The sequence below is a fragment of the Aurantiacibacter marinus genome (assembly GCF_001021555.1).
Classification (GTDB): domain Bacteria; phylum Pseudomonadota; class Alphaproteobacteria; order Sphingomonadales; family Sphingomonadaceae; genus Alteraurantiacibacter; species Alteraurantiacibacter marinus.
Genome location: NZ_LDCP01000002.1, coordinates 81891 through 106733, shown reverse-complemented (window position 1 = coordinate 106733; position 24843 = coordinate 81891). Strand labels below are relative to the sequence as shown.

Here is a 24843-nt window from a genome sequence, read left to right as displayed (position 1 = left end):
TTAATACTCCCCCACCAGAACGTCGGTGTAGAGTTCGCCCGGCTGCGGTTCTGGACTGCTTTCAGAGAAATCGGCGGCGGCAGACACTACCGCGCGGATACCCTTGTCGATCTCTTTCAATTTGGCATCATCCAGTCCGGCTGTGTTCAGTTCTTTCTTCAACCGCTCGATCGGATCGTGGTTCTCGCGCTGATCCTGCACCTCTTCCCGGGTGCGGTACTTGGCGGGGTCGGACATGGAATGCCCGCGATAGCGATAGGTGTTACACTCCATCAGCACCGGACCATTACCCTCGCGCACATATTTGAATGCAATTTCCGCTGCCTGTCGCACTTCCAGCACATCCATGCCGTTCACTTCCATGCCGGGAATGCGGAAAGCCGTGCCGCGCCGATAGAATTCGGTTTCGGCAGAGGAACGGTTTACAGCTGTACCCATTGCGTACTGATTGTTTTCGACCACGAACACCATCGGCAGCTTCCACAAGGCAGCCATATTCATCGTTTCGTAAACCTGCCCCTGGTTCGCCGCACCGTCACCGAAATAGGCAAGGCAAAGGCCTCCATCACCGCGGTATTGGTGCGCCATGGCAAGACCGCCGCCAAGCGATACCTGCGCGCCCACGATGCCGTGGCCGCCGTAGAATTTGTGCTCGGTGCTGAACATATGCATCGAGCCGCCCTTCCCCTTGGAAATGCCGGCAGCACGGCCCGTGAGCTCTGCCATGATGACATTGGGATCGATGCCATAGGCAAGCATGTGGCCATGATCGCGGTAACCGGTGATCACACTGTCGACATCGCTGTCGAGCGCAGACTGCAGGCCGATGGCGACGGCTTCCTGACCGATGTACAGATGGCAGAAGCCGCCAATCAGACCGAGACCGTAAAGCTGGCCGGCCTTTTCTTCGAAGCGGCGAATAAGCAGCATCTGCTCATAAAAATGCAGCAATTGCTCGTCCGAGGCAGCGAAACGCTTGTCCGCATCCAGAAGCTCCTGAAGGTTTCGCAGCGCAAATTCAGGATGATCAGCGGCTGTTGCGATCACGGCTTTCTTGTCCGCCGGTGCACGCTTCTTCGCGGAACTGGATGTGGAGGCTTTGGCCAATGCGTTTCCCCTCGATATGCCTTTATAGGCATTCAGTGTTCTAAAAGTTCAATTCCTATAGGCAGGGAATTGTTTCGCTGGCAACGCCGTGCATACGAATTTTGCCAAGGTGGTTAGATTCGTATGGCGGCTTCACCAAAGCCAGTGTCAATCACGGCTGTTGGTCAAGTTCCACCACGTATTCGTCCTGATGGACAACGTTCAGATCGCGCCGTGCCAATTCGGAAGCCAGATCAGGATCAGCGTTTTCAGGGTCGAGCAATTCAACCCGGTTCGCCAGTACGGCGCGTTCTTCTTCCAGCGCGGCAATGCGTTCTTTATGCCCGTCAAGCTTGGCTGCATTGTCGCTCCAGGATATCAGGCCGTTGGGGCCCATGAAGGCGAGCATACCGATCAAAATCAGCAACAGCAGCGCCATTGCGTTGCCGACTCTTTCCCGCACCAATTCCCGCCGATTGCGTGTCCCGTTCATGGTGCCCTTGAATCATAGCTTGGCTTTGGATTCAAGCGCCTTGCGCCGGAACCTGCGGACATTCCGATAGATCATGAGATATGGTCGCATCCTCCGCTTGCCCATTTCCCTCAAACAAGTTACATATGAAACCATGACTGACCTGTTTGAAAACCCGATTGGCCTTGATGGCTTTGAATTTGTCGAATTCTGCGCTCCTGAAAAGGGCCAGATAGAACCTGTTTTCGAAGCCATGGGCTTCAAACAGGTTGCCCGGCACCGGTCAAAGGATGTGCAGCTCTGGCGCCAGGGCCAAATTAACCTCATCGCCAATTATGAGCCGCGCAGCGCCGCATGGTTCTTCGCTCGGGAACACGGCCCCTCTGCATGCGGCATGGGATTCCGCGTGAAAAACGCGGCCAAGGCCTACGACGAATTGATTGCCCGCGGTGCGGAGCCGGTAGAGCTTACCACCGGCCCGATGGAACTTCGCATTCCGGCAATCCGCGGCATTGGCGGCGCAATAGTATACCTGATCGACCGTTATCCCGATGAAAACGGCGAAGGACTTTCGATCTACGATATTGATTTTGAATATCTCGACGGTGTTGAAAAACATCCCTTTGGCGCCGGTTTCAATATCATCGATCACCTGACGCACAATGTTTACACGGGCCGCATGGCCTACTGGGCAGATTATTACGAAACCTTGTTCAACTTCCGCGAGATCCGGTTCTTCGATATCAAGGGCGAATATACCGGCCTGACGTCCAAGGCGTTGACCGCGCCTGACGGCAAGATCCGTATTCCGCTCAACGAAGAAGGCGAAGGCGGCAAGGGCCAGATCGAGGAATTCCTGCGCGAATTCAATGGCGAAGGTATCCAGCATATTGCGCTGATCTGCGATGATCTGGTGAAGGCATGGGACCGGCTGAAAGATTTCGGCGTGCCGTTCATGACCGCTCCGCCAGAAACCTATTACGAAATGCTGGACGGGCGCCTGCCCGGCCACGGCGAGCCTGTAGATGAGCTGAAAATGCGCGGCATCCTGCTGGACGGCACTACAGAAGGCGGTCAACCCCGCTTGCTGTTACAGATTTTTGCCGAGGCACAGGTTGGCCCGGTGTTTTTCGAATTTATCCAGCGCAAGGGTGACGAAGGATTCGGCGAAGGCAACTTCAAAGCGCTGTTCGAAAGCATCGAACGTGACCAGGTTGCCCGCGGCGTTCTGAACATCGACGCCTGATCCCAGACATCGAGAAACGCAAAAGGGGACGCCTCACATCGAGGTCGTCCCCTTTTTGGTGCGCCCGACAGGATTCGAACCTGTGGCCTCCGGATTAGGAATCCGATGCTCTATCCGACTGAGCTACGGGCGCGCCTCGGCGCTCCTATTAAACCCGCATGATAGTTGCAATCAATTCAGCTTTTCCGGCGGAGCTACCGGGAATGGTAGAGGTGCAACTGGCACGCCTTCTTCCACCAGTTCTTGCGCCTCCGCCGGGCTTGTTTCGCCATGGATCGGCGCGTGCTCCTGCTCGCCGTAATGCATCGCGCGCGATTGCTCGGCAAAGCCCCTCCCCACCCACTTGCTATCCTTCAGGGCCTTGGCCTGGGCATCAGCCAGTTTCGCCAGCGCCTTGGCTACTTCGGCAGGCATGGGCGCGTTGGACACCGGACGTGATGCGCCGGTTTCGGCACCTTGCTGGGCAAGCGGCAATTCGGGGTGAGAGCTGGCGCTGTTGCCCTTGCGACCGACTGAAGGCGCCATCGGAGCCTTTGCAACATCAGGCGTGCCGCACGCGGGGCACATCAGCAACCCATCCGCCTGCTGTGAAGCAAATTGATCGGAAGAGCCGAACCAGCCTTCGAAACGATGGCCATTGGCGCAAGAAAGGTCGAATACGATCATTATTGCCGCGATGTAGGGATATCACGCTTGTTGGCAAGACTGGGAAGTTGCCGGCGCACCTCGGCAATGCGTGACAAATCTATGTCGCAAAAGCCAAGGGCAGCCTGTTCGCCGCCCATATCAAGCAGGACTTCGCCCCATGGGTCTATCACCAGGGAATGTCCGTAGGTCCGGCGGCCGTCCTCGTGCGCGCCAACCTGGGCGGCGGCTATCACGAAAGCTGATGATTCGATCGCGCGCGCGCGCTGGAGAACATGCCAGTGCGCCTTGCCGGTAGGTACGGTGAAGGCGGCGGGGATCGCGATAGTCTCGCAGCTTTGCCGTCCAAGCTCTTCAAACAATGCTGGAAAACGCAAATCATAGCAGATCGTCAAGCCGAGCTTGCCCACCGGAGTATAGGCGCAGCTTACCACAGCATCACCCGGTACGTATGCGTTTGATTCATGCCATTTTTCGCCGTTAGCCAAATCCACGTCAAACATGTGGATTTTGTCGTATCGGGCTGCGACTGCGCCATGGTCGTCATAAATGATTGTGCGATTTGCCCATCGACCATCTTCGCGTGCCACGGGCAGCCCCAGGGCAATCCAGATGCCTGCATCGCCCGCAGCTTGACCGACTGATCTGGCAAGATCATTTTCGCCTTCCGGAACAATCCTGGGCGCCGCCCGCTTTCGGTCCTTGTCCAGCAATCCGGCCATTTCCGGGGTGAAAAGCATCTTGGCGCCCTGCCCTGCGGCCAATTCGGCAGCATCGCAGATAATTTTGGAGTTGGCCTCAGGGTCCAGCCCCGATGTCATCTGCAGGACAGCAATTTTGGGCATTACTGCAGCACCTTAAAGGCCCAGAAGAGCGTCGAGTTTGCCCTCACGCTCCAGCGCGGCGAGATCATCGGATCCGCCGACTGCCGTTTCACCGATAAAGATTTGCGGCACTGTCATCGCGTCGGGTTTGCGCGCCATCATCTCATCGCGCTTTTCGCCGCCCATGGAGATATCATATTCGGTGTAATCGACGCCCTTTTCGTCAAGCAGCCGCTTCGCCCTGGTGCAAAAGCCGCAGAAGGCCTTGGTGTAGATTTCGACTTTCGGTGTGCTCACATCATGTCCTTATCTGGCTTCATCATAAACTTGAAACGCGCCGCAGGCCAACTATCTCTGGTTCTGCGGACGCCCGTTATGGGTCCGTAATATGTCAAATTGCTCACAGGAGGATTTGTTTCAAATGAACCGTTTTGATCTAACACCATATCGCCGCTCCACCGTCGGTTTCGACCGGCTGTTCGATCTGCTGGAAAATAACAACCGCGGATCTTCGGGCGACAATTACCCACCCTTTAACATCGAGCGCCGCGATGACGATGCATACCGCATTACCATTGCCGTAGCAGGTTTTCGTGCAGGCGACATCGATATCACCGCGCAGCAGAACCTGCTGACCGTGCAAGGCCGCAAGCGCGACGAGGCCGTTGATGGAGAGATGCTGCATATGGGCATCGCCAACCGCGGTTTTGAACGCCGGTTTGAATTGGCTGACTATGTACGGGTTGAAAACGCCGACTTGCAGAATGGCTTGCTTGTGATCGATCTGGTGCGTGAGGTGCCAGAGGCGATGAAGCCCAAGAAGATCGCCATTGGCGGCAACACCCTTGAAGTCGTCAAAGGTGACAAGAAGGAAGGTGGTCAGGCCGACGCTGCCTGATCCCGAAAAATTTTCTAACCTTAGTTTGATTAAACGTAATGGGGGCGAGCCCGCTAAAGCTCGCCCCCTCGACGCAAAGCGCCGACAGGCTAGCATGATTAGCTGTCCGGGTCGCAAGAGACAGCCAGTCACACCAGCAAGACCGAATAGATTGCGCAGAGAGACGCTTGATTCTCAGGCGCAGTCAGTCAATTTCGTATGGGTGCCGAAGCTGGCCCGACGCTGCCGCGTCGTTTCTTCGTGTAAAAGAGCCAACCCCCAAGCCCCTGTGCGAGATGGTTTCGCGGGAAATACTAACAAATGCAAGTATTTTTTCGGTAAATCGAACCCTGAAAGTAACTATAGATCAAACTAGACGGGATTGCGCCAGCGCAGCCGCGATGAACCCTGAGAAAAGGGGATGCGGATCGAAAGGACGGCTCTTCAGTTCCGGGTGAAATTGGACCCCCACGAACCAGGGGTGATCCGGGCGCTCGACGATTTCGGGCAGCAGGCCATCCGGTGACATTCCCGAAAATATCAGGCCGCCCTCTTCCAGCTTTTCCTTATATGCAGAATTGACTTCATAGCGATGGCGATGACGCTCCGAGATTTCGGTTGCTCCGCCGTAAATCTGCGAAACATGGCTATTACCCGCAAGATTGGCCTGATACGCGCCTAGGCGCATCGTGCCGCCCATGTCGGTATCGGCAGAACGCTGTTGCAGGCCTTCCTCACTCATCCATTCAGTAATGATACCCACCACCGGCTCCGGCGTTTCGCCGAATTCGGTGGACGATGCAGTGGGAATGTTCGCCATGTTCCGTGCACCTTCGATGCAGGCCATTTGCATGCCCAGGCAGATGCCGAGGAAAGGCACTTTCCGCTCACGGGCGAAACGGATGCTGGCGATCTTGCCTTCGCTGCCGCGCTCTCCGAAACCGCCAGGCACAAGAATTGCGTGCAGCGGTTCCAGCTGGGAGAGAATGTCGCCTTCATCCTGCTCGAAGACCTCGGCATCTATCCAGCGGATATTGACCTTGGTCCGGTTGGCCATACCGCCATGGACAAGCGCCTCATTCAGCGATTTGTAGGCATCGGGCAAACCGACGTACTTGCCTACTACGCCAATGGTGACCTCACCTTCGGGATTTTCAAACCGGTCAACGACATCTTCCCAGCGTGCCATATCTGGCGCGCGGGACTGGTCCAGCATGCCGAAATGGCGCAGCACCTCGCGATCGAGGCCTTCGTCATGGTATTGCTGCGGCACGGCATAGATGCTGCTGGCATCAAGAGCGGGAATTACAGCTTCGCGCCGGACATTACAGAACAGCGCGATCTTCCGGCGCTCACCTTCCGGCAGAGGGTGTTCGCAGCGCGTTAGCAGCACATTCGGCTGCACGCCCAGACTGGTCAATTCGCGGACAGAATGCTGGGTCGGCTTCGTTTTCAGCTCCCCGGCTGCCGAGAGATATGGCACCAGCGTCACATGGATCAGGCAGGTTTCTTCCTGCGGGAGTTCATTGCGCAGTTGCCTGATGGCTTCGATAAACGGCAGGCTTTCAATGTCACCCACCGTGCCGCCAATTTCGCACAGGATGAAATCGTGGTCGCCCTGATCCTGGAGCGCAAATTCCTTGATCGCATCGGTAACGTGAGGGATCACCTGGACTGTCGCGCCAAGGTAATCGCCGCGGCGTTCCTTCGTGATGATGTCGCGATATACGCGGCCCGATGTGATGTTGTCGTTCTGGTGCGCTGATACGCCGGTAAAGCGTTCATAGTGGCCGAGATCGAGATCAGTCTCCGCACCGTCATCGGTGACGTAGACTTCTCCGTGCTGATACGGGCTCATCGTGCCTGGATCGACATTAAGGTAGGGATCAAACTTGCGGATACGAACCTTGTACCCGCGCGCCTGAAGGAGTGCTGCCAGTGAGGCAGCCATGAGACCTTTGCCGAGCGAAGAGACCACGCCGCCGGTGATGAAAATGTACCGCGCCATGGGAGTTGAGCCTTAAGGTCACGACCGGATTCGGCGCAAGGACAATGCGATGAGATTCACCGGAAGATAGCGAATTTTCCCCGGTTTAAGGCCGGAACCCGCGATTAACGCAAATTATTCGGCAACACCGGCAAGAGGATCGTCTTCGGCAGGTGCCGAATCTTCAGCGGGAGTTTCCCCGATTGTGCCAGCAACTGCGGGAGCAAGCGGATCTGCCACCGCCTCGCTTGTGCTGACCGAACGATCGAGCGAGTCGTCAAGTTCACCCTGCCCGGTCGCATCAACCGCGATTGCTGCAAGAACAACGGCGAGGCCCACAAAAGCCACGGCGAACCATTTCGTTGCGCGAGTCAGAAAGTCTGCCGCACCGCGGGCAGACATTACGCCGCCAGGGCTGCCGCCACCGCCAATACCAAGGCCGCCACCTTCAGAACGCTGCATGAGCACAAGAATCACGAGCCCCGCGGCCACAAAGGCCTGGATCACGAACAGGAAATTGAAAAGTGTCATGGTTGGTCAGTCATTCGGTCGGTGAATTGATGTTGCGAGAGGCGCATGTAGGCCCCGCCACGCTTTCCCACAAGAGGGCGCGCAACGCGGCTCTGCAATCCACCTAGTCTTCGTTTGTCTCTGTGGCAGCGACGATGATGCCCAGAAAACTTTCTGCCGTCAGGCTGGCACCGCCAACCAATGCGCCGCCAACTTCCTTTGCGGACAACAATTCTGCAGCGTTTTCAGGTTTTACCGAACCGCCGTACAAAATCCGTACATCCACGCCGGCCTCGCCGTAGATCGTCTGCAAGTCCGAACGGATATGTTCATGCATTGCGGCAATATCTTCAGCTGTCGGAGTGCGGCCCGTGCCGATGGCCCAAACAGGTTCGTATGCCACGGTGACCTTGTCGGCCACGCCTTCGCCTTCTGGCAAGGAACCCTTGAGCTGCTTTGAAACAACGCTGTGCGCCTTTCCGGCGTCACGCTCTGTCTCTGTCTCGCCAACACAGACAATCACATTCATGCCAGCTTCGATTACCGCGTGGGCTTTCTGTTTGACCAGGGCATTTGTTTCACCGTGATCGGCGCGGCGTTCACTATGACCTACGATTGTGAACCCAGCTCCGGCATCCTTGACCATGGCCGCAGAAACATCACCCGTATGCGCACCGCCATCGGCAGGATGGCAATCCTGCGCACCGATAGAGATCAGCGTCGCTTCCTTACGGGTTGCGTGAATCATCGTGTAAGGCGGCGCAATAGCGACCTCGACCTTGATCAGACGCTCTGCCGCGCGGTCGATTGCGCGTGCTTCCGAAAGCATTGCGCGGGTACCGTTCATCTTCCAATTGCCAACAATATAGGGCCGAGTGGTCATAAAATATCCTGTAATATCCGTAACTTGCCTTCGATTTACATATCGACACAAGTGGTGCGGTAGATTGCGCGCTAGTGCCACCTGCCCATCTTGTCAAAGCCGCTTGTCCACAATGTACGAAACCGTGCACGCCCTGTTGCGGCAGGGTCGCATGCGGGATAAAGCGCTTGATCTTTGCAAAGGGGCACCATCTACAACGGGTGTTGCCCTGCTCCGCACAACCAGCCCGCTGGGCTAAGGCAGAATTGATCGCGCATGTTCCAGATTTTCCGCAATTTCTTTAAGTCCAAGGTCGGCATCGTTGTCACACTGGGCTTTCTCGGCCTTATCGCCGTTGCTTTTGCCAGTTCCGACGTGGCCAATACCGGCATGTTCGGAGGTGTCGCTGGCGGAGACCGCGTGGCCGTTGTGGGTGACCGCACGATTTCGACTGCGGACCTGACTCAAAACACCAACAACGCCCTGCAGCAATCGCGTGAAAGCAATCCGACCCTTTCGATGGAAGGCTTCGTGGCGCAGGGCGGCTTTGATGATGTGCTTTCGCAAATGCTGAGCCGGGCCGCGATCGCCGAATTTGCAGAGATGATGGGCCTGCGCGCGAGCAAGGCCTTGGTCGATAGCGAGATCAGAAGCACTCCGGGCTTTCAGGGCATCGACGGTACGTTCAATATGGACGCCTTCCGCGCTTCCTTGCGCCAGCGCAGTTTGACAGAAAGCATCGTCCGTGACGATCTCTCGCTCAGTCTGCTCGCCCAGCAAACTGTCGTTCCGATTACCCTTGGCGCGCGCCTGCCCGACAGCATGGCGCGGACCTATGCGCAATTGCTGAATGACACCCGCAGCGGAACAGCTGCTGTATTTCCGGCAGAGGCGTTTGCCCCGGCGGGTGATCCGACGGATGCCCAAATCCAGGAATATTATGACGATAACCGCGCACGATACATCCGGCCCGAACGCCGCACCATTCGTTATGCAGCGTTCACAGAAGATGCAGTTAGTGACCTCCCGCCAGTAACGCCCCAGCAGATAGCCGCGCGCTATGAAGCTGACGCTGTCCTTTACCGCGCGACAGAGCGGCGCTCCTTCACCCAGTTGGTCGTTCCTACACAGGCCGCTGCACAGGCGGTAATCGACGAAGTTGCCGGTGGTATTTCGCTTGAGGCATCCGCCCAGTCTAAAGGTCTTGCAACTACGACGGTCAGCCAGGTTGAGCGCCCTGATTACGCTTCCACCGCATCACAAGCAGTTGCGGCAGCCGGTTTTGCCGGAGCCGAGGGTGCTCTGGTGGGCCCCGTTCAGGGTGCCCTTGGCTGGTACGTTCTGCGGATCAGTGATGTCGCGCCCGTTCCTGCACGATCATTGGCCGATGTCAGCGATGAAATTCGCGAAACGCTGGTTGCAGAACGTCGCCGTGAAGCTTTGAATGAGCTGACAGAGCGGCTTGAAACTGAATTTTCGCGTGGCCGCACGCTTGAACAGGCCGCTGCCGAACTTGGTGTCGAAATTCAAACGACACCCCCGATTCTGGCAACGGGCCAGGTCTATGGCCAGACAGGTGAAGCGCCTGCGGAATTGGCCCGCGTGGTTGATTTCGCTTTTGAAATGGAACCCGATCGCCCTGAAATCTCTGAATTGGTGCCCGGTCAGGTATTCATGATTTTCGATGTGGAAAACATCACCCGCAGCGCCACGGCCCCGATGGCAGAAATCCGCGCTCAACTGGTCGCCCAGTGGCGCCGTGATCGCGGCATGGCTGCTGCAGGACAGGCGGCTGCGCGCGTGCTGGAGCGGGTAGAGGGCGGCGCTTCGTTGGCTGATGCTTTGCGGCAGGAAGATGCTGATCTGCCCCCCGCACAAGCGCTGCGCATCAACCGCCGCGAACTTGCGCAGCAAGGGCAGATTACCCGCGCGACCATCCTGTTCTTCTCGATGGCAGAAGGCACGGTCAAACGGGTTGCCGTGCAGGAAGCGAACCAATGGTTCGTGGTTGCATTGGACGATATCGAACTTGCCGATCTGGATGCCGACAGCCCTGATTTCCTGAACACGTCGGCGCAGCTGTCTGCTTCGCTGGGTCAGGAATATGTGGAGCAATTTGTCGCTGCAGCCGAAGCATCGGTAGAAATCGAACGCAACGAAGCCGGGATTGACGCAGTTCGCGCCCAGCTGACCGGCGCGATCAGATAAGGGAGGCGGGCCTGAGCGCCGCTGCAACCACCGCGACTGTGAATAACGCGCAAGAGGCGCTCGATGCACTGGCTGACGGGCGCAACACGCTTGTCTGGCGCAGGGTCGTGGCAGATACCGAAACGCCTGTCGGTGGCGCTCTCAAACTTATCGAGGAAGGTCGCGGCGACTTTCTGCTGGAATCGGTTGAGGGCGGTGAAATTCGCGGGCGCTACAGCCTGCTGGGGCTCGATCCTGATCTCCTGTTCCGCGCCACCGGCGCCAAGGCTGAGGTCAATCGGCAATGGCGCCGTGACCGGGAGGCCTTCGAACCGCTGCCCGGCGACAGTATGGTTGAACTGCGTGCATTGGTTCAGGCCTGCCGGATCGACGTGCCGGAAGCACTGCCTCCGGCTCTCGCCTGCCTCGTCGGCTATTTTGGATATGAGACAATTGGTCTTGTGGAAAAGCTGCCTCGCGCTCCGCAAAGCGATCTGGCACTGCCGGACATGTTGTTTGCCCGGCCCGCGCTCGTGCTGGTATTCGACCGGCTGACAGACGGGCTGTTTCTCATTGCGCCGCTCTGGGCCAGTGAAGGTGATCCAGCGGCCAAGGTAGAAAGGGCCAGTGATCGCATCGATGATGCCTTGCGCCGCCTTGCTGAAAAGGTGCCGGAAGCTGTGCGTCTGGGCGACATGCCGGATTGCGATTTGAACCCGGTGATGGACCCGGAAGAGTACCAACAGATGGTACTGCGTGCGAAGGAATATATAACCGCCGGGGATATTTTTCAGGTGGTGCTGGCCCAACGCTTTACCTGCCCTTTCCCGCTCCCGCCGCTCGCGCTGTACCGTGCGCTGCGAAGAGTGAACCCGTCACCGTTCCTCTATTTCCTGGACCTGCCTGGTTTCGCTGTGGTCGGCTCCTCACCAGAGATTCTGGTCCGTGTTCGTGATGGCGAAGTAACAATCCGGCCCATCGCCGGAACTCGCCCGCGCGGGACCACGGATGCCGAAGACCGCGAGAACGAAGCTAGCCTCCTGGCCGATCCCAAGGAATGCGCAGAACATCTCATGCTGCTCGATCTGGGCCGCAATGATGTCGGCCGCGTCGCGGCCCAAGGCAGCGTGACTGTGACGGACAGCTTTACCGTCGAACGGTACAGCCATGTGATGCACATAGTGAGCAATGTCGTGGGAGAACTGGCGGGAGAAAAGGACGCGCTTGATGCGCTATTTGCAGGCTTCCCGGCGGGCACCGTCAGCGGGGCACCGAAGGTCAGGGCCTGTGAAATCATCGCCGAGCTGGAGCCGGAAACGCGCGGCGCCTATGCGGGCGGCGTGGGGTATTTCGCGCCCGATGGTTCGGTAGATAGCTGCATTGTCCTGCGTACGGCCGTGGTGAAGGACGGAATGATGCATGTGCAGGCTGGCGCAGGCATCGTCGCAGATAGCGATCCTGCCTATGAAGCCGCCGAATGCCGTCACAAGGCTGGCGCGCTGATCGCTGCCGCAAAAGAGGCTGTCGCCATCGCTGCGGAGCCGGAGTTCGGGCAGTGATGCGCGGGGCGGTTATCGTATGCAGCGCCTTGCTTCTGACCGCCTGCGACGTGCATTTCGAAGGTGACGTTCCTGCCGAACTGGCGTCAATCTGTCAGCCCGTCATGTTTGAAGATACCCCGCTTACCTATTGCCTGGCTGAGACCATCCGGCACACGATCGGTACGGACCTGTCTCCGGAAGAGACGGATAGCCCGTATCGTTCCCTGCGCGCTTATTCGCGCGAACCCCGCAACGCCGAGCATCCTGTCGTTTTCGCAATGAACGCCGGCATGTTCGATGCCGAAGGTCAGCCCATTGGTTATTATGTAGAAGACGGGCAGCGGTTAACGGTGCTCAATCAGAACGAAGGTCCGGGCAATTTTCATCTGATGCCAAACGGCGTATTTTTCGGTCAGGCAAATGGGCCATGGCGGGTTCTGGAAACAGATGCCTTTGCCGACCAGATCGAAGACCGGCCCGATTTTGCAACCCAGTCCGGCCCCATGCTGGTGATCAATGGAGAGCTTCATCCCGCGTTCGATCCGGATGGGGATTCGCGCAAGATCCGCAACGCTGTAGGCGTCGATGCAACAGGCCGCGCACATTTCGTGATGAGCGAAGCGCCGATAAGTTTCGGGAAACTGGCCCGATATTACCGCGATGTCCTTAAAGTAGACAATGCCCTGTTTCTTGACGGCAGCGTGTCGCAAATCTGGGACGTGCCGAATGAACGGCTCGATACCGGCCCTGACATTGGCCCCTTGATCGTCGTGAGAAATCGGGCAGAGGCTGAGGAATGAGCAAGATCCTCGTCATCGACAATTACGACAGCTTCACCTTCAACCTCGTCCATTACCTGATGGAAATGGGTGCACAGGTCGATGTTGTGCGCAATGATGCGATCAGCGTGGACAGGGCGATGGCATCGGGCGCGGCAGGCGTGCTGATTTCACCCGGGCCATGCACACCGAACGAAGCCGGCATAACACTTGAGATGGTGGCGGCCTGCGCTGGGGCAAAGCTGCCGCTGCTGGGCGTCTGCCTGGGTCATCAGGCAATCGGCCAGCATTTTGGTGGCCGTGTGACGCGCGGCGGGCTGATGCATGGCAAGACCTCGCCGGTGAAGCATGACGGGACCGGTGTGTTTGCCGGCCTGCCCTCGCCCTACAATGCCACCCGCTATCACTCTCTGATCGTGGATAAGATTCCGGATTGTTTGCTGGTAAATGCCACCAGTGAAACGCCGGGGTTGGACGACACTTGCGTCATGGGCTTCCGGCACGAAAGCCTGCCCATTCACGGCGTGCAGTTCCATCCTGAAAGCATAGCGACCGAGCATGGGCACGCCCTGCTCGCCAATTTCCTCGAATTGTGCGGTATTGCCGCGAAGGTGCCTGAATGAACGGCGTATTGCCTCCTGCCGATATCGCCCTGACTGAAGCCGATGCGGAACGCGCCTTTGGCGATATGCTCGACGGGAAACCTTCGGAGGAGGAGATCGCACGGTTCTTATCCGATCTTTCCGATCGCGGTGAACGAGCCGAGGAAATCGCCGGCGCCGCACTGGCAATGCGCAAGCGGTTGATCCCTATTGAAGCCCCGGACAATGCGATTGATGTGTGCGGCACCGGCGGCGACGGTCATCATACGCTGAACGTCTCCACCGCGGTCAGCCTTGTTGTCGCGGCCTGCGGTGTGCCGGTTGCCAAGCATGGTAACCGTGCTGCAAGTTCAAAGGCGGGCGCGGCAGATACGTTGGAAGCGCTTGGGCTGGACATGGATGCAGCCGGACGCACGGCGGAAAAGACGCTGGCGGAAATCGGCATTTGTTTCCTGTTCGCCAAGAACCACCACCCTGCAATGGCGCGGATCCAGCCCATCCGGCAGAAACTGGCAAAGCGCACGATCTTCAATCTGATGGGGCCGCTGTCCAACCCGGCCAAGGTGAGCCGCCAGCTTATTGGCATTGCGCGTCCGGCCTATGTGCCGATCTATGCCGATGCGATGGCGCGTCTTGGCACGCAGCGCACCTTCATCGTGTCCGGCGATGAAGGGCTCGACGAACTCAGCCTCGATGAAGGCAATGAAATTGCTGACGTGAAAGGCCGCGACGTGACGATGCGCCGTGTTGATGCCAGCGAGGCGGGCCTGCAACACGCGCCTGTCGAAGCTATCCGCGGTGACGATGCCGTTCACAATGCCAAGGCGCTTCAAGCGCTGCTCATGGGTGCCCCTGGCCCCTACCGCGATGCAGTGTTGTTCAATGCCGCTGGCGCCTTGATCGTTGCTGGCGAGGTGGAAAGCTGGACGGACGGCGTAGAGGAAGCTGCCGAAGCCATCGACAAGGGGCTCGCCAAAGCGCTGCTAGAATGCTGGATCGCGACTGCGAAATGACCGACAAATTGCAGGAAATCTGCGCTACCAAGCGCGAAGAAGTTGCGGCGCGTAAAGCGGAAAAGACAATCGCGGATTGCGACCGGATAGCGCAGCAATCATCGCCCCCACGTGGATTTCGCCGCGCGCTTGAAGAAAAGGCGGCCACCGGGTTTGCCTTGATTGCGGAGATCAAGAAAGCCAGCCCCTCCAAAGGCCTTATCCGCGCAGATTTCAGGCCTCACCAACACGCGATGGATTACGCGAAAGGCGGTGCAGCGTGCCTTTCTGTGCTCACCGATGCGCCGTACTTCCAAGGGCACGAGGATTATATGATGGACGCGCGCGCTTCTGTCGATCTGCCGGTGCTACGCAAGGACTTCATGGTCGATCCGTGGCAGGTTGCAGAAAGCCGCATGATCGGGGCTGATGCAATTCTGATCATTGTCGCTGCGCTGGAAAATGGCGCAATGGCAGAGATTGAAGCAGCAGCGATAGAGCGCGGTATGGATGTACTTGTCGAAGTGCATGATGAGGCCGAACTGGAGCGGGCCGTGGCCCATCTCAAATCGCGCCTGATAGGGATCAACAACCGCGATCTGCGCACCTTCACGACGAGTCTTGCGACGACAGAGCGGCTCGCCCCGCTCGCCCCTGAAGGCAGCTTGTTGGTGGGAGAAAGCGGAATTAATTCGCATGACGACTGCCAGCGACTTGCGGCAGCAGGTGTTCGCTGCTTCCTCGTCGGGGAAAGCCTGATGCGCGCCGATGATGTCGAGTCCGCTACACGCAGTTTGCTCGGGAAATAAATTTTTACAAAACTTTTCAGCGCTTCAAGCGTAGAACACATATCTGGCCATAACTGGCTGCAATTATTGGAAGGGGAATACCACCATGGGAATTTTCAGCTCTATCAAGAACGCGATTTTTGGTGAAGACAAAGCAGAAGCGGCACCAGCGACAACCGCTGCGCCAAAGGCCACCGGTTTCAACCGCGCCTCTTCGAAAGCTGTCAGCGAAGTCGATGTAGAAGCGAAGCTGAACAGCAAGCCAGGTGCGGACAAGCTCAACTGGCGTACGTCGATCGTTGATTTGATGAAGCTGGTCGATCTCGACCCGAGCTACGAAAATCGCAAGGAGCTCGCCACCGAACTTGGCGATACCGATTATTCCGGCAAAGCCGAGGAAAACATTTGGCTGCACAAGGAAGTAATGAAAAAGCTGGCTGCTGCTGGCGGCAATGTTCCGGCCAGCCTGCGCGACTAAGGACCACTTGTTCTGCGATTGCTGTCTGTGGCAAAGATCGATGATGATCTTCGCCAGACTGCAATTCTCCGCAAAAACGCCCCGCCTGCACTGGCTGCATGGCGGGGCGTTTTCGTATGAAAATCCCCGATGCGTGTTTTCAATGACAGGTGAACTGCAATGACAAAGCTGACCCATCTTGATGAAAGCGGTGCGGCCCGCATGGTCGATGTTGGGGGAAAAGCTGCAACGGTGCGCTCTGCCATCGCCGAAGGGTGCATTCGGATGGATGCGGCAACGCTCTCCGCTATCCGTGATGGCAGCGGCCCCAAAGGCGATGTAATTGCTGCTGCACGTATTGCGGGGATCATGGCAGCCAAAAAAACCGGAGAGCTCATTCCGCTTTGTCATCCTCTGCCTCTGGAAACCGTCCAGGTTGATTTTGCCTTTGAAGATAGCGGAATACGGGTCACCTCTCGCGCAGCATTGACCGGCAAGACCGGGGTGGAAATGGAAGCGCTTGTCGCGGCAACCATCGCCTTGCTCACAATCTACGACATGGCCAAAGCGCTGGAAAAAGGCATGGTGATCGAACATGTCCGGTTGCTCGAAAAAACTGGTGGCAAAAGTGGAGGTTGGTCCGCGGACGGTGTGCCGGCGTGACACTTGCTACCCCTATCCCGCTGGAAGAGGCGCAAGCCCACCTTATCGATCTTGCAAGGCCACTGACCTCAGAGATAGTGCCGGTTGAGGAGGCCGCCGGGCGCTATCTCGCCGCTGATATTATCGCACGGCGGAGCCAGCCATCCGGCGACCTTTCGGCGATGGACGGGTTCGCTGTACACGGGGCTAATCTGGCCGGGCCGTGGCATGTCATAGGAGAGAGCGCCGCGGGACACCCTTTCGAAGGGTCGCTAGCCGCCGGAGAAGCGGTGAGCATCTCCACCGGAGCCTTGCTGCCTCATGGTGCTGGCGCGATATTGATTCAGGAAAATTCCGCATTGGAAGGTAAGACACTCTGCCTTGCTGGTTCAGACGCCGCGACATCTGCATATATCCGCCGTGCAGGATTTGATTTTGCAATGGGCGATAAACTTCTTGAAAGTGGATCTGCCCTTGGTCCTGCGCAATTGGCCCTTGCCATCGCTTCAGGCCACGCCACGCTTTCGGTCGGACGACGTGCGAAATTATGTGTAATCGACAGCGGCGACGAACTGGCGAGTGATCCAACCAATGTTGCTCCCCATCAAGTACCTGCCAGCAACCGGGCAATGATTGCCGCATTGGCCGCACCGTTCGCGGCGAATTGCCAAGGCATCGGGCCGGTTGCGGATGAAAAGTCCGCGTTGATCGCAGCATTTGAACGCACCGGAAATGCCGAAATTATCGTAACAAGCGGCGGCGCCTCGGTTGGCGATCACGATCTTGTCCGGCCCGCACTTGAAGAATGGGGCGCGACGCTTGATTTCTGGCGCATCGCCATGAAGCCTGGCAAGCCACTCATGGTCGCGCGTAAAGGAACCCAGATTGTACTAGGTTTGCCGGGCAATCCTGTCTCGAGCTACGTCACGGCCTTCTTTTTCCTGTTACCGCTCCTGCGCCATTTGGCGGGCGCGAGAGAACCGATGCCGCAAAGCCTTTCAGTGCCACTATCGGAGCCTATTGCGCAGACCGGTCCGCGCACCGAGTTCATTCGGGCGCAGATGGCGAATGGTTCTGTCTGCCCTCTCGCCCAAAGGGATAGCAGCGCCCTGCGCACGCTTGCCGCTTCGAATGCCCTCATCATGCGACAGGCAGGCACGCCTGCAGCGAAGGCTGGTGAAGCAGTCCTCGTCTATCCGCTCCAAAATGGCGGTATAGCTTGACTTTGGCAAATCTGTTTCATAATTGTTCCGTATTCGTTCCATAACGGAACATTGCAGAAGGATTGTTTCGATGTTGACAGCCAAGCAACACGAATTGCTGCTATTCATCAATCGCCGTCTTGAAGAAACAGGGATCTCTCCCAGTTTCGAAGAGATGAAGGAAGCGCTCGATTTGAAGAGCAAATCTGGTGTTCACCGGCTTATTTCAGCATTGGAAGAACGGGGCTTCATCCGGCGTCTGCCCAACCGGGCACGCGCGCTTGAAGTGGTGAAGATGCCCGAGAATCTTTCAGGTAACGATCCAGTCATCAGGGCGACGACACCACCGGCTTCGCAGCCGGCACCGGCCAATGACGTTATAGAAATTCCGCTCCATGGAAGAATTGCTGCGGGTGTCCCTATAGAGGCGCTTGAAGGAAGCCAGACATTGCCGGTTCCTGCAGCTTTGCTTGGAAGCGGGGAGCATTACGCGCTCGAAGTATCGGGCGACTCGATGATTGAAGCTGGCATTTTCGATGGCGATTTCGCGCTTGTCAAAAAGGCCGATACCGCGCGCGATGGCGACATCGTTGTTGCGCTCGTCAACGGTGAAGAAGCAACATTGAAGTACCTGTTCCACGATGGCGGCAAGATCCGCCTTGATCCGGCCAATGCTTCTTACGACCCGCAAATCTATGCAGACAGTCAGGTGGAAGTTCAGGGCAAGCTCGCCGGGCTTCTGCGCCGTTACCACTAATTGGACCGTACGGACGGCGTAAGGGGCTTTCAGTCTTCGCGCCGTCCGCGCCACCAACCATGATCGCCTTCGCTTTGGGCGACCGTACGGTAAGATTGTCCTTCAAGGTCGATCGCCAATCCGCCGGTTGCTGACAGCATTCTTCCATCAGCCTTGAACCAGCGAGGCTCGCAGCTGCGCGGGAGCCAGCGGTCAGAAACGACGATGTCGGCTCTTTCACAGGCAGCAGCCAAGGCTCTTTCGGGCACATTATCGCCGCTTCTGCTCATCAGAATGTGCCAGTCGCGCCCGCCCCTATCCAATCTGATCGCACAAAAATCGGGACTGCACCGTGCACCGGGCCATGCCGCGAGCGGCATAGGCTCGCCTTCAACACCTGCAAGTTCGAGCAGATTGTCGCGCGTGAAAGAGCTTCTAGTATCGCGCAGAACAAGCAGTCGATCATCTTCTCCTGTAATGCCGACATGCCGACCGTCACCTGAGATGAGGACGTCGGGGATCGGAGTAGCCATCAGCAGCAGCGTGGCGCAAGCAGCAGGCAAAAGCCCCAGCAGCCGTGCATTTCCCTTCCATAGCGCGAGCCAAAGTCCCCCTGCGGAAAAAAGCAGGACTGTGGCCAAAGTCATTTGGGGCACAAGTTTGACCGCCCCGGGCTGCGAGGACGTGAAATGAGCGATACCGATAAGCAAATCCAGCGACTTGCCGGTCAGCCACCAGAAAGGTGCGCCTGCACCGACAATGTCGAACACCAGAGCTATCGCGATCATGGGCATGGAAATGAACGTCACAAGCGGAATAGCGATCACGTTTGCCAGTGCGCCGTAAATACCTGCGCGGTGAAAGTGAAACAGCACGATCGGCATCAGGGCAATTTCAATCACCAGTCCGGTTATCAACAGCATGGTGGTTCGCCGACCGAGCCGCGCCAGCCAGCTTTCTTCACGCGGCGCCAAGAATCTCTTCACTGGTTCTGCATTGTGCAGGGCGACGATGGCTATGACAGCGCAAAAGCTCATCTGGAAGCTCGGTCCAACCAGGCTTTCCGGCCACGCCAGCATCACTGCAACCGAAGCAACGGCGACCATTCTGAGGGACAATGGCTCTCGTCCAAGGGCCAGGGCGATCAGCACCAGCAGCGCGCCGATACAGCTGCGCACAGTAGGCACCTGCGCCCCCGTCAATAACGTATAGGATATTCCGGCAAGCGCGGCGACCGCTGCCGCCATCACGGGCAAGCGCACACGCAAGGTAAGCCAAGGCCACAGGGCGAGCAGCTTAATCGCAATCAGATATGCCGCACCGATAACCGCGCTGACGTGCAATCCGCTGATGGACAACAAGTGTGTCAGTCCGGAATCGCGCATCGCCAATTCGTCCGCTCCGGAGATTGCGCCGCGATCTCCGCTGGCGAATGCCGCAGCGATGCTCCCTGCCGATCCGCCGAGCTCGCCCCGTACATGGGACGAAAGGCGGCGCTGGATGCCGGCAATCATGGCTTCGTTTGGAGGTGCAGGCTCCAGCACCTCGATATCGCCTTGCAGGCTACCGGTGGCTGCCAGACCGTCAAACCAGGCACGGCGGGCGAAATTGTACCCTCCGGGCAGCATCGGAGCAGCGGGCGGCATCAACCGCGCCTGCGCCCTAACGAGCGCTCCCTCCCCCATGGCCGCTGTTGCCTTTTCCAGGGGAACATTGACTCTGATCCGTACTGCTTCGCCATTCGCCGGGTTGCGTATTGCCAGGACCAGGCGAATGCGATCCTGCGCAGGTTGTTCAATCCTTTGGAGCACACGGCCTTCGATCAAATCCGAAGTTGGCCGCTCAAACGCTTCCGCCCCGACCGCCGCAGACCGTGCCCAGATCAATCCTGCGCCGGAAGTGAACAGAATCCCCACAGCCACTAGGGCCGTGACGAGATGGGTGCGATCTGCGCGTCCTTTCCAAGTGGCGAGCGCCGCCAGTGCAAGCAAAGGGCCAACCGCAAGGCAGGCAACCCAGCCTGCTGCTGTTGGAAGAACAAACCAGGCTCCGATCCCGCTCGCCAGCGCCACTGCCATCCATGGGCCGCGATCAAATCCAGCCTTGCCCAGAAATGTGTCGGCAACCTCCGCCAAGCTGGACAAAGAGGCACGCTTTCGCCAATGCGTGCGCTGCAACGCAACATCATGATCGTCGTCCCCCATCGGGACCAGTGGCGGCTGCTGCGTTGCCATGAAATATACAGGACAGGAAACAACAGCTTATGGCAAGTTCGGATGGCAATGGTGACACATCAACGCGTCCGGTGGTGACCCGCTTTGCTCCAAGTCCAACGGGGTTTCTGCACATTGGTAACGCCCGAACCGGGTTGTTCAGTTGGCTTTACGCCCGCCACTTCGGCGGCAAGGCTTTGTTGCGGATCGAAGACACCGACAAGAAGCGCAGCACCCAGGAAGCTATCGATGTCATTCTTGATGGTCTCGATTGGCTCGGCCTTGAATTTGACGGCGAGACTGTTTTCCAAAGTGAACGCGCCGGCCGTCACGCAGAAGTTGCCCAGAAACTCCTCGATGCAGGCAAGGCTTACAAATGCTTCGCAACAACTGAGGAGCTGGCCGAAATGCGCGAGGCGCAGCGGGCCGCGAAACAGCCGATGCGATATGATGGCCGCTGGCGCGACCGCGATCCTTCAGAAGCCGCGTCAGGCACACCCTACACTATCCGCATCAAGACGCCCGAAGGTGGTGAAACTGTAATAGAGGACGCGGTGCAGGGCCGCGTAAAGGTCGATAACCGCGAAATTGACGATTTCATTTTGCTTCGCGCCGATGGCAGCCCGACATATATGCTCGCCGTTGTGGTGGACGACATGGATATGGGCTGCACCCACATCATTCGCGGCGACGATCACCTCAACAACGCGTTCCGCCAGATCCAGGTAATTGATGCCATGCAAGGTGTTGAGGATGGCTGGGAACGCCCGACATACGCCCACGTCCCCCTGATCCACGGTAATGACGGGGCCAAGCTGTCCAAACGTCACGGGGCGCTGGGTGTGCGCGATTACCGCGAAATGGGTATCCTCCCCGAAGCGCTGTTCAACTACCTGCTGCGCCTTGGCTGGGGCCATGGAGATCAGGAAGAATTCACGATGGAAGAAGCCATTGCACTGTTTGATATCAGTGCGGTGAACAAAGGCCCAAGCCGGTTCGACATGAAGAAATTGCTGAATATGAACGGTAATTACATACGTGCGGCCGATGATGCGCGTCTTGCGGGCCTTGTAGCCGAGAAGATCGGTTCGGACGCAGATGTAGCATTGCTGACCGAAGCCATGCCGGTATTGAAAACACGCGCGCGGGATCTGAACGAATTGACCGAGGGCGCGTCATTTCTTTTCAAGCAGCGTCCGCTTGAAATGGATGAAAAGGCTGCCGGGCTTCTCGATGATGGCGCGCGTGCGACACTTTCGACCATTTCAGCGCGATTGAAGGGCGAAACGGACTGGACAATCGAGGCTTTGGAGGCCAATCTAAAAGCATATGCGGAAGAGCTGGAGCTGGGGCTTGGCAAACTTGCGCAGCCGCTTCGTGCGGCACTAACAGGGCAAACAACCTCGCCTGGAATTTTCGACGTGCTGGTCCTCCTCGGCAGAGAGGAAAGTCTCGCGCGGATTGACGCGCAGGCCGCAGCCTGACGGGTCGTTTAATACAAATTGAATTCTTGAAGGAGAACCCCCTTGGCGGACAAGCAAGCAGAACTGACAGTTGGCGGCGAAAACTACAGTTTCCCGACGCTGGAAGGCAGCTGCGGGCCGGATGTCATCGATATCCGCAAGCTCTATGGCAATACCGGTAAGTTCACGTTTGACCCGGGCTACAAATCGACCGCCAGCTGCGAGAGCGCGCTGACCTTTATTGATGGCCAGGAAGGCGTGCTGTTGCACCGCGGCTATCCAATCGGCCAGCTTGCTGAACATTCCAGCTTCATGGAGGTCAGCCATTTGATGCTGACCGGAGAGCTTCCCACCAAGGACGAGCTCGACGAGTTCACTCACACGATTACCTATCATACGATGCTGCACGATCAGATGCGGCAGTTTTATCAGGGCTTTCGCCGTGATGCGCACCCGATGGCTATTATGTGCGGCGTAGTCGGCGCATTGTCTGCTTTCTATCATGACAGCACCGATATTTCCGATCCTGAGCACCGGAAAATCAGTAGCCACCGATTGATCGCCAAGATGCCGACAATTGCTGCGTGGGCGTACAAATATTCGGTCGGCCAACCCTTCATGCAGCCGCTCAATTCCTTGAGCTATACTGGCAACTTCCTGCGCATGACCTTCGGTGTTCCTGCAGAAGAATATGAAGTCATTCCTGAAGTCGAACGGGCGATGGACCGCATTTTCATCCTGCATGCTGATCACGAACAGAACGCTTCTACATCAACAGTGCGGCTTGCCGGTTCTTCGGGCGCCAACCCGTTCGCTTGTATCTCTGCCGGGATTGCCTGTCTTTGGGGCCCCGCGCATGGCGGCGCGAACGAAGCGGCACTTAACATGCTGCGCGAGATCGGTACGCCGGACCGGATCCCGCATTATATCGAGCGGGCAAAGGACAAGAATGATCCGTTCCGCCTGATGGGTTTCGGCCACAGGGTGTATAAGAATTATGATCCACGTGCTGTGGTCATGCAGAAAACGGTGCGCGAAGTATTTGACGCATTGAAAGTAAAGGATCCGGTCTTCGAAACCGCCCTTCGCCTCGAAGAGATTGCACTGAGCGATCCGTATTTCCAGGAGAAGAAGCTGTTCCCGAACGTCGATTTCTATTCCGGCATCATCCTGTCCGCTATCGGCTTCCCGACGACGATGTTCACCGCGCTGTTCGCGCTGGCACGCACCGTAGGCTGGGTTGCACAGTGGAATGAGATGATTTCCGATCCCGGCCAGGTCATTGGTCGCCCGCGCCAGCTCTATACGGGGCCGACGCAGCGCGATTATGTACCGGTAAGCGAACGCTAAAAAAGGTGCCCCGGGGCTATGCCTCGGGGTCACCGGGCAATTCGAGGGTGAAGCGGGCGCCCTGCCCCTTCGCACTCTCTACAGTCAGGCTGCCAGTCATCGCCTCTGCCAGGCGGCGTGAGATATACAGGCCAAGGCCGGAACCGCCATCGCCGCTACGGCCCAGCCGTTCGAACTTGGCAAATACCTTCGCCTGCTCTTCTTCCCCGAGACCCTCTCCTTGATCCGCAACGGTAACGCGCGCGCGGCCGCTTGCCTCTTCAACGCGTATCCAGACCTCGCCGCCTTCAGGTGAATAGCGGATCGCATTGCCCACCAGATTGAGCAGGACCTGCAACGTGCGGCGGAATTCGCCTATCGCGGGTACGCTTTCATCGGCTTTTGGAGCAACGAGTACTATTCCGCGGTCCTTGGCACGAACACCCAGAATGCCAGCTGCGCGCCTTGCGACATCGGCCAGGTCGATATTGTCCGGTGCTGGCGAAAAGTCTTCGTCTTCCACCATTTCCAACGTCGTCAAATCGTCGATCAAGGCGAGCAAATGCTCTCCTGCAGAGGCAATGTCAGCGGCGTATGCACTGTATTCGTCAGCCAATGGCCCTGCCAGCTGCGTACGAATGGTCTCGGCGTTTGCAATGATGCGGCTGACCGGTTGACGAAGCACGGGCGCGATATCGCGTCCGATCCCGGCCGAACGATCCGGTTTGCGTGATCGTGCCGGCGCTGTTTCGGAAAGGGGCTTGTCCGGAACAAGATACAGTTCAAACCCATCGCTGCCCGGCTCGTTTCGGCCAAGGGGCACAAGTTGCACCGCCCACGCACGAGGGGAATCTGGAATTGTAACCTGCACACCGTCCAGAAGCCGCCAGTGCATCGGTTGTTGGTGGTTGTTGCCGACGGGTACCGCAAAGTCCGTCCACGGCTGTCCGGCACCTTCCATCATGGCGTCACCAAGCGCATCCAGATCACGGGCTGTCCAGTCGACAGCCAACAGTTCCTGATCCGGACCAAGGCGCGCAGTAAGGCCTGAAAGATGCCGGACTAGCGCCAGACGCTGGTAGTTCTCAGACACAGAAGCATTGGGGACAATGTCCTCTGCTGTCCATGTGCTGATATTGATGATCGTGCCGGATTTGCCCGGTATGACCTCTGCCCAGGCCGAAATTTGCTCTACCGAATCCTGGGCGCGGATTGCACGGGATATCCGCTTGCCGCGCTCTCTGGCCTTGCGCACAAGATCGAGGAGAGCGGGCGTAACTATCGGTCCCGGCAATTCTCCTCCGGCACGCAAGTGAAAGCTCGCCAATGGCTCCTCGGCTTCGATCAGGCGGTCATCGCCATCGGTGCGTGCTCTTGCAGTCAAGATGTTGGAAGAAACCATT

Annotated in this window: 24 protein-coding genes and 1 tRNA gene; 14 read left to right on the top strand and 11 right to left on the bottom strand. The window is 57.8% G+C overall.

Going from position 1 to position 24843, the window contains the following annotated elements; genetic code table 11:
• The gene (gene pdhA / locus AB731_RS06845; RefSeq protein WP_407921642.1) at positions 1 to 1047 is read right to left on the bottom strand and encodes a pyruvate dehydrogenase (acetyl-transferring) E1 component subunit alpha; all 1047 of its coding nucleotides are present in this window, start codon (positions 1045 to 1047) and stop codon (positions 1 to 3) included.
• A 211-nt stretch (positions 1048 to 1258) separates the two neighbouring features.
• Positions 1259 to 1579, bottom strand: a complete 321-nt coding sequence (locus AB731_RS06840; RefSeq protein WP_047093753.1) for an FtsB family cell division protein — start codon at positions 1577 to 1579, stop codon at positions 1259 to 1261.
• 133 nt (positions 1580 to 1712) lie between these two features.
• Here AB731_RS06840 and hppD point away from each other — a divergent pair, with 133 nt between their 5' ends.
• Complete coding sequence (gene hppD, locus AB731_RS06835; RefSeq protein ID WP_047093754.1) at positions 1713 to 2804, top strand: 4-hydroxyphenylpyruvate dioxygenase; 1092 nt, start codon at positions 1713 to 1715, stop codon at positions 2802 to 2804.
• Between the two features lie 56 nt (positions 2805 to 2860).
• Here hppD and AB731_RS06830 read toward each other — a convergent pair.
• The 4 genes from AB731_RS06830 to grxC form a co-directional block, all read right to left on the bottom strand.
• Positions 2861 to 2937 (bottom strand) — tRNA-Arg (locus AB731_RS06830).
• Between the two features lie 38 nt (positions 2938 to 2975).
• Positions 2976 to 3470: a DUF1178 family protein gene (locus AB731_RS06825; protein WP_047093755.1), complete on the bottom strand. Its 495-nt coding sequence runs from the start codon at positions 3468 to 3470 to the stop codon at positions 2976 to 2978.
• The gene (locus AB731_RS06820) at positions 3470 to 4294 is read right to left on the bottom strand and encodes a carbon-nitrogen hydrolase family protein (protein WP_047093756.1); all 825 of its coding nucleotides are present in this window, start codon (positions 4292 to 4294) and stop codon (positions 3470 to 3472) included. Before AB731_RS06820 ends, AB731_RS06825 begins: the two co-directional genes overlap by 1 nt.
• Positions 4295 to 4306: 12 nt before the next feature.
• Complete coding sequence (grxC, locus tag AB731_RS06815) at positions 4307 to 4570, bottom strand: glutaredoxin 3 (protein ID WP_047093757.1); 264 nt, start codon at positions 4568 to 4570, stop codon at positions 4307 to 4309.
• A gap of 124 nt (positions 4571 to 4694) precedes the next feature.
• On the opposite strand from grxC, the gene AB731_RS06810 reads away from it, so the two are divergent.
• The gene (locus tag AB731_RS06810; RefSeq protein ID WP_047093758.1) at positions 4695 to 5171 is read left to right on the top strand and encodes an Hsp20 family protein; all 477 of its coding nucleotides are present in this window, start codon (positions 4695 to 4697) and stop codon (positions 5169 to 5171) included.
• A gap of 346 nt (positions 5172 to 5517) precedes the next feature.
• On the opposite strand, the gene AB731_RS06805 is transcribed toward AB731_RS06810, so the two are convergent.
• From AB731_RS06805 to tpiA, 3 genes are all read right to left on the bottom strand, one after another.
• Complete coding sequence (locus AB731_RS06805; RefSeq protein WP_047093759.1) at positions 5518 to 7158, bottom strand: CTP synthase; 1641 nt, start codon at positions 7156 to 7158, stop codon at positions 5518 to 5520.
• Positions 7159 to 7272: 114 nt separating this feature from the next.
• A complete protein-coding gene (gene secG / locus AB731_RS06800) occupies positions 7273 to 7668 on the bottom strand; it encodes a preprotein translocase subunit SecG (protein WP_047093760.1) in 396 nt (131 codons plus the stop codon).
• Between the two features lie 103 nt (positions 7669 to 7771).
• Positions 7772 to 8530, bottom strand: coding sequence for a triose-phosphate isomerase (gene tpiA / locus AB731_RS06795; protein WP_047093761.1), 759 nt, complete (start codon positions 8528 to 8530; stop codon positions 7772 to 7774).
• 255 nt (positions 8531 to 8785) lie between these two features.
• Between tpiA and AB731_RS06790 the strand changes: the two genes are divergently transcribed.
• From AB731_RS06790 to lexA, 10 genes are all read left to right on the top strand, one after another.
• On the top strand, positions 8786 to 10717 hold the full coding sequence (locus AB731_RS06790) for a peptidylprolyl isomerase (protein WP_047093762.1): 1932 nt from the start codon (positions 8786 to 8788) through the stop codon (positions 10715 to 10717).
• Positions 10718 to 10755: 38 nt separating this feature from the next.
• Positions 10756 to 12255, top strand: a complete 1500-nt coding sequence (trpE, locus tag AB731_RS06785; protein WP_047093763.1) for an anthranilate synthase component I — start codon at positions 10756 to 10758, stop codon at positions 12253 to 12255.
• Entirely contained in the window at positions 12255 to 13037 is a 783-nt protein-coding gene (locus tag AB731_RS06780) for a phosphodiester glycosidase family protein (protein ID WP_047093764.1), read from the top strand. The genes trpE and AB731_RS06780 overlap by 1 nt, the downstream gene beginning before the upstream one ends.
• Positions 13034 to 13639 carry an anthranilate synthase component II gene (locus AB731_RS06775; RefSeq protein WP_047093765.1) on the top strand — a complete coding sequence of 202 codons (606 nt, stop codon included), beginning with the start codon at positions 13034 to 13036 and terminating at the stop codon, positions 13637 to 13639. The genes AB731_RS06780 and AB731_RS06775 overlap by 4 nt, the downstream gene beginning before the upstream one ends.
• Positions 13636 to 14631, top strand: coding sequence for an anthranilate phosphoribosyltransferase (gene trpD, locus AB731_RS06770; RefSeq protein ID WP_047093766.1), 996 nt, complete (start codon positions 13636 to 13638; stop codon positions 14629 to 14631). The genes AB731_RS06775 and trpD overlap by 4 nt, the downstream gene beginning before the upstream one ends.
• A complete protein-coding gene (gene trpC, locus AB731_RS06765) occupies positions 14628 to 15419 on the top strand; it encodes an indole-3-glycerol phosphate synthase TrpC (protein WP_047093948.1) in 792 nt (263 codons plus the stop codon). The genes trpD and trpC overlap by 4 nt, the downstream gene beginning before the upstream one ends.
• Before the next feature lie 85 nt (positions 15420 to 15504).
• Complete coding sequence (locus AB731_RS06760) at positions 15505 to 15876, top strand: DUF3597 domain-containing protein (protein ID WP_047093767.1); 372 nt, start codon at positions 15505 to 15507, stop codon at positions 15874 to 15876.
• 159 nt (positions 15877 to 16035) lie between these two features.
• Positions 16036 to 16518, top strand: a complete 483-nt coding sequence (gene moaC, locus AB731_RS06755) for a cyclic pyranopterin monophosphate synthase MoaC (RefSeq protein WP_047093768.1) — start codon at positions 16036 to 16038, stop codon at positions 16516 to 16518.
• Positions 16515 to 17720 carry a molybdopterin molybdotransferase MoeA gene (locus AB731_RS06750; RefSeq protein ID WP_047093769.1) on the top strand — a complete coding sequence of 402 codons (1206 nt, stop codon included), beginning with the start codon at positions 16515 to 16517 and terminating at the stop codon, positions 17718 to 17720. Before moaC ends, AB731_RS06750 begins: the two co-directional genes overlap by 4 nt.
• A 70-nt stretch (positions 17721 to 17790) precedes the next feature.
• Entirely contained in the window at positions 17791 to 18456 is a 666-nt protein-coding gene (gene lexA, locus AB731_RS06745) for a transcriptional repressor LexA (RefSeq protein WP_047093770.1), read from the top strand.
• A gap of 29 nt (positions 18457 to 18485) precedes the next feature.
• Here lexA and AB731_RS06740 read toward each other — a convergent pair whose 3' ends face one another.
• Entirely contained in the window at positions 18486 to 20669 is a 2184-nt protein-coding gene (locus AB731_RS06740; protein ID WP_047093771.1) for a ComEC/Rec2 family competence protein, read from the bottom strand.
• 29 nt (positions 20670 to 20698) lie between these two features.
• Between AB731_RS06740 and gltX the strand changes: the two genes are divergently transcribed.
• Complete coding sequence (gene gltX, locus AB731_RS06735; RefSeq protein ID WP_047093772.1) at positions 20699 to 22132, top strand: glutamate--tRNA ligase; 1434 nt, start codon at positions 20699 to 20701, stop codon at positions 22130 to 22132.
• 42 nt (positions 22133 to 22174) lie between these two features.
• Complete coding sequence (locus AB731_RS06730; RefSeq protein WP_047093773.1) at positions 22175 to 23461, top strand: citrate synthase; 1287 nt, start codon at positions 22175 to 22177, stop codon at positions 23459 to 23461.
• Positions 23462 to 23477: 16 nt separating this feature from the next.
• Here AB731_RS06730 and AB731_RS06725 read toward each other — a convergent pair whose 3' ends face one another.
• A complete protein-coding gene (locus AB731_RS06725; protein WP_047093774.1) occupies positions 23478 to 24842 on the bottom strand; it encodes a sensor histidine kinase in 1365 nt (454 codons plus the stop codon).
• Position 24843: the final 1 nt, after the last annotated feature.

Coding starts and splice junctions, on each gene's coding strand:
- AB731_RS06840 (WP_047093753.1), bottom strand. CDS start 1,579: ATGAACGGGACACGCAATCGGCGGGAATTGGTGCGGGAAAGAGTCGGC.
- hppD (WP_047093754.1), top strand. CDS start 1,713: ATGACTGACCTGTTTGAAAACCCGATTGGCCTTGATGGCTTTGAATTT.
- AB731_RS06825 (WP_047093755.1), bottom strand. CDS start 3,470: ATGATCGTATTCGACCTTTCTTGCGCCAATGGCCATCGTTTCGAAGGC.
- AB731_RS06820 (WP_047093756.1), bottom strand. CDS start 4,294: ATGCCCAAAATTGCTGTCCTGCAGATGACATCGGGGCTGGACCCTGAG.
- AB731_RS06810 (WP_047093758.1), top strand. CDS start 4,695: ATGAACCGTTTTGATCTAACACCATATCGCCGCTCCACCGTCGGTTTC.
- AB731_RS06805 (WP_047093759.1), bottom strand. CDS start 7,158: ATGGCGCGGTACATTTTCATCACCGGCGGCGTGGTCTCTTCGCTCGGC.
- secG (WP_047093760.1), bottom strand. CDS start 7,668: ATGACACTTTTCAATTTCCTGTTCGTGATCCAGGCCTTTGTGGCCGCG.
- tpiA (WP_047093761.1), bottom strand. CDS start 8,530: ATGACCACTCGGCCCTATATTGTTGGCAATTGGAAGATGAACGGTACC.
- AB731_RS06790 (WP_047093762.1), top strand. CDS start 8,786: ATGTTCCAGATTTTCCGCAATTTCTTTAAGTCCAAGGTCGGCATCGTT.
- AB731_RS06780 (WP_047093764.1), top strand. CDS start 12,255: ATGCGCGGGGCGGTTATCGTATGCAGCGCCTTGCTTCTGACCGCCTGC.
- AB731_RS06775 (WP_047093765.1), top strand. CDS start 13,034: ATGAGCAAGATCCTCGTCATCGACAATTACGACAGCTTCACCTTCAAC.
- trpD (WP_047093766.1), top strand. CDS start 13,636: ATGAACGGCGTATTGCCTCCTGCCGATATCGCCCTGACTGAAGCCGAT.
- trpC (WP_047093948.1), top strand. CDS start 14,628: ATGACCGACAAATTGCAGGAAATCTGCGCTACCAAGCGCGAAGAAGTT.
- AB731_RS06760 (WP_047093767.1), top strand. CDS start 15,505: ATGGGAATTTTCAGCTCTATCAAGAACGCGATTTTTGGTGAAGACAAA.
- moaC (WP_047093768.1), top strand. CDS start 16,036: ATGACAAAGCTGACCCATCTTGATGAAAGCGGTGCGGCCCGCATGGTC.
- lexA (WP_047093770.1), top strand. CDS start 17,791: ATGTTGACAGCCAAGCAACACGAATTGCTGCTATTCATCAATCGCCGT.
- AB731_RS06740 (WP_047093771.1), bottom strand. CDS start 20,669: ATGGCAACGCAGCAGCCGCCACTGGTCCCGATGGGGGACGACGATCAT.
- gltX (WP_047093772.1), top strand. CDS start 20,699: ATGGCAAGTTCGGATGGCAATGGTGACACATCAACGCGTCCGGTGGTG.
- AB731_RS06725 (WP_047093774.1), bottom strand. CDS start 24,842: ATGGTTTCTTCCAACATCTTGACTGCAAGAGCACGCACCGATGGCGAT.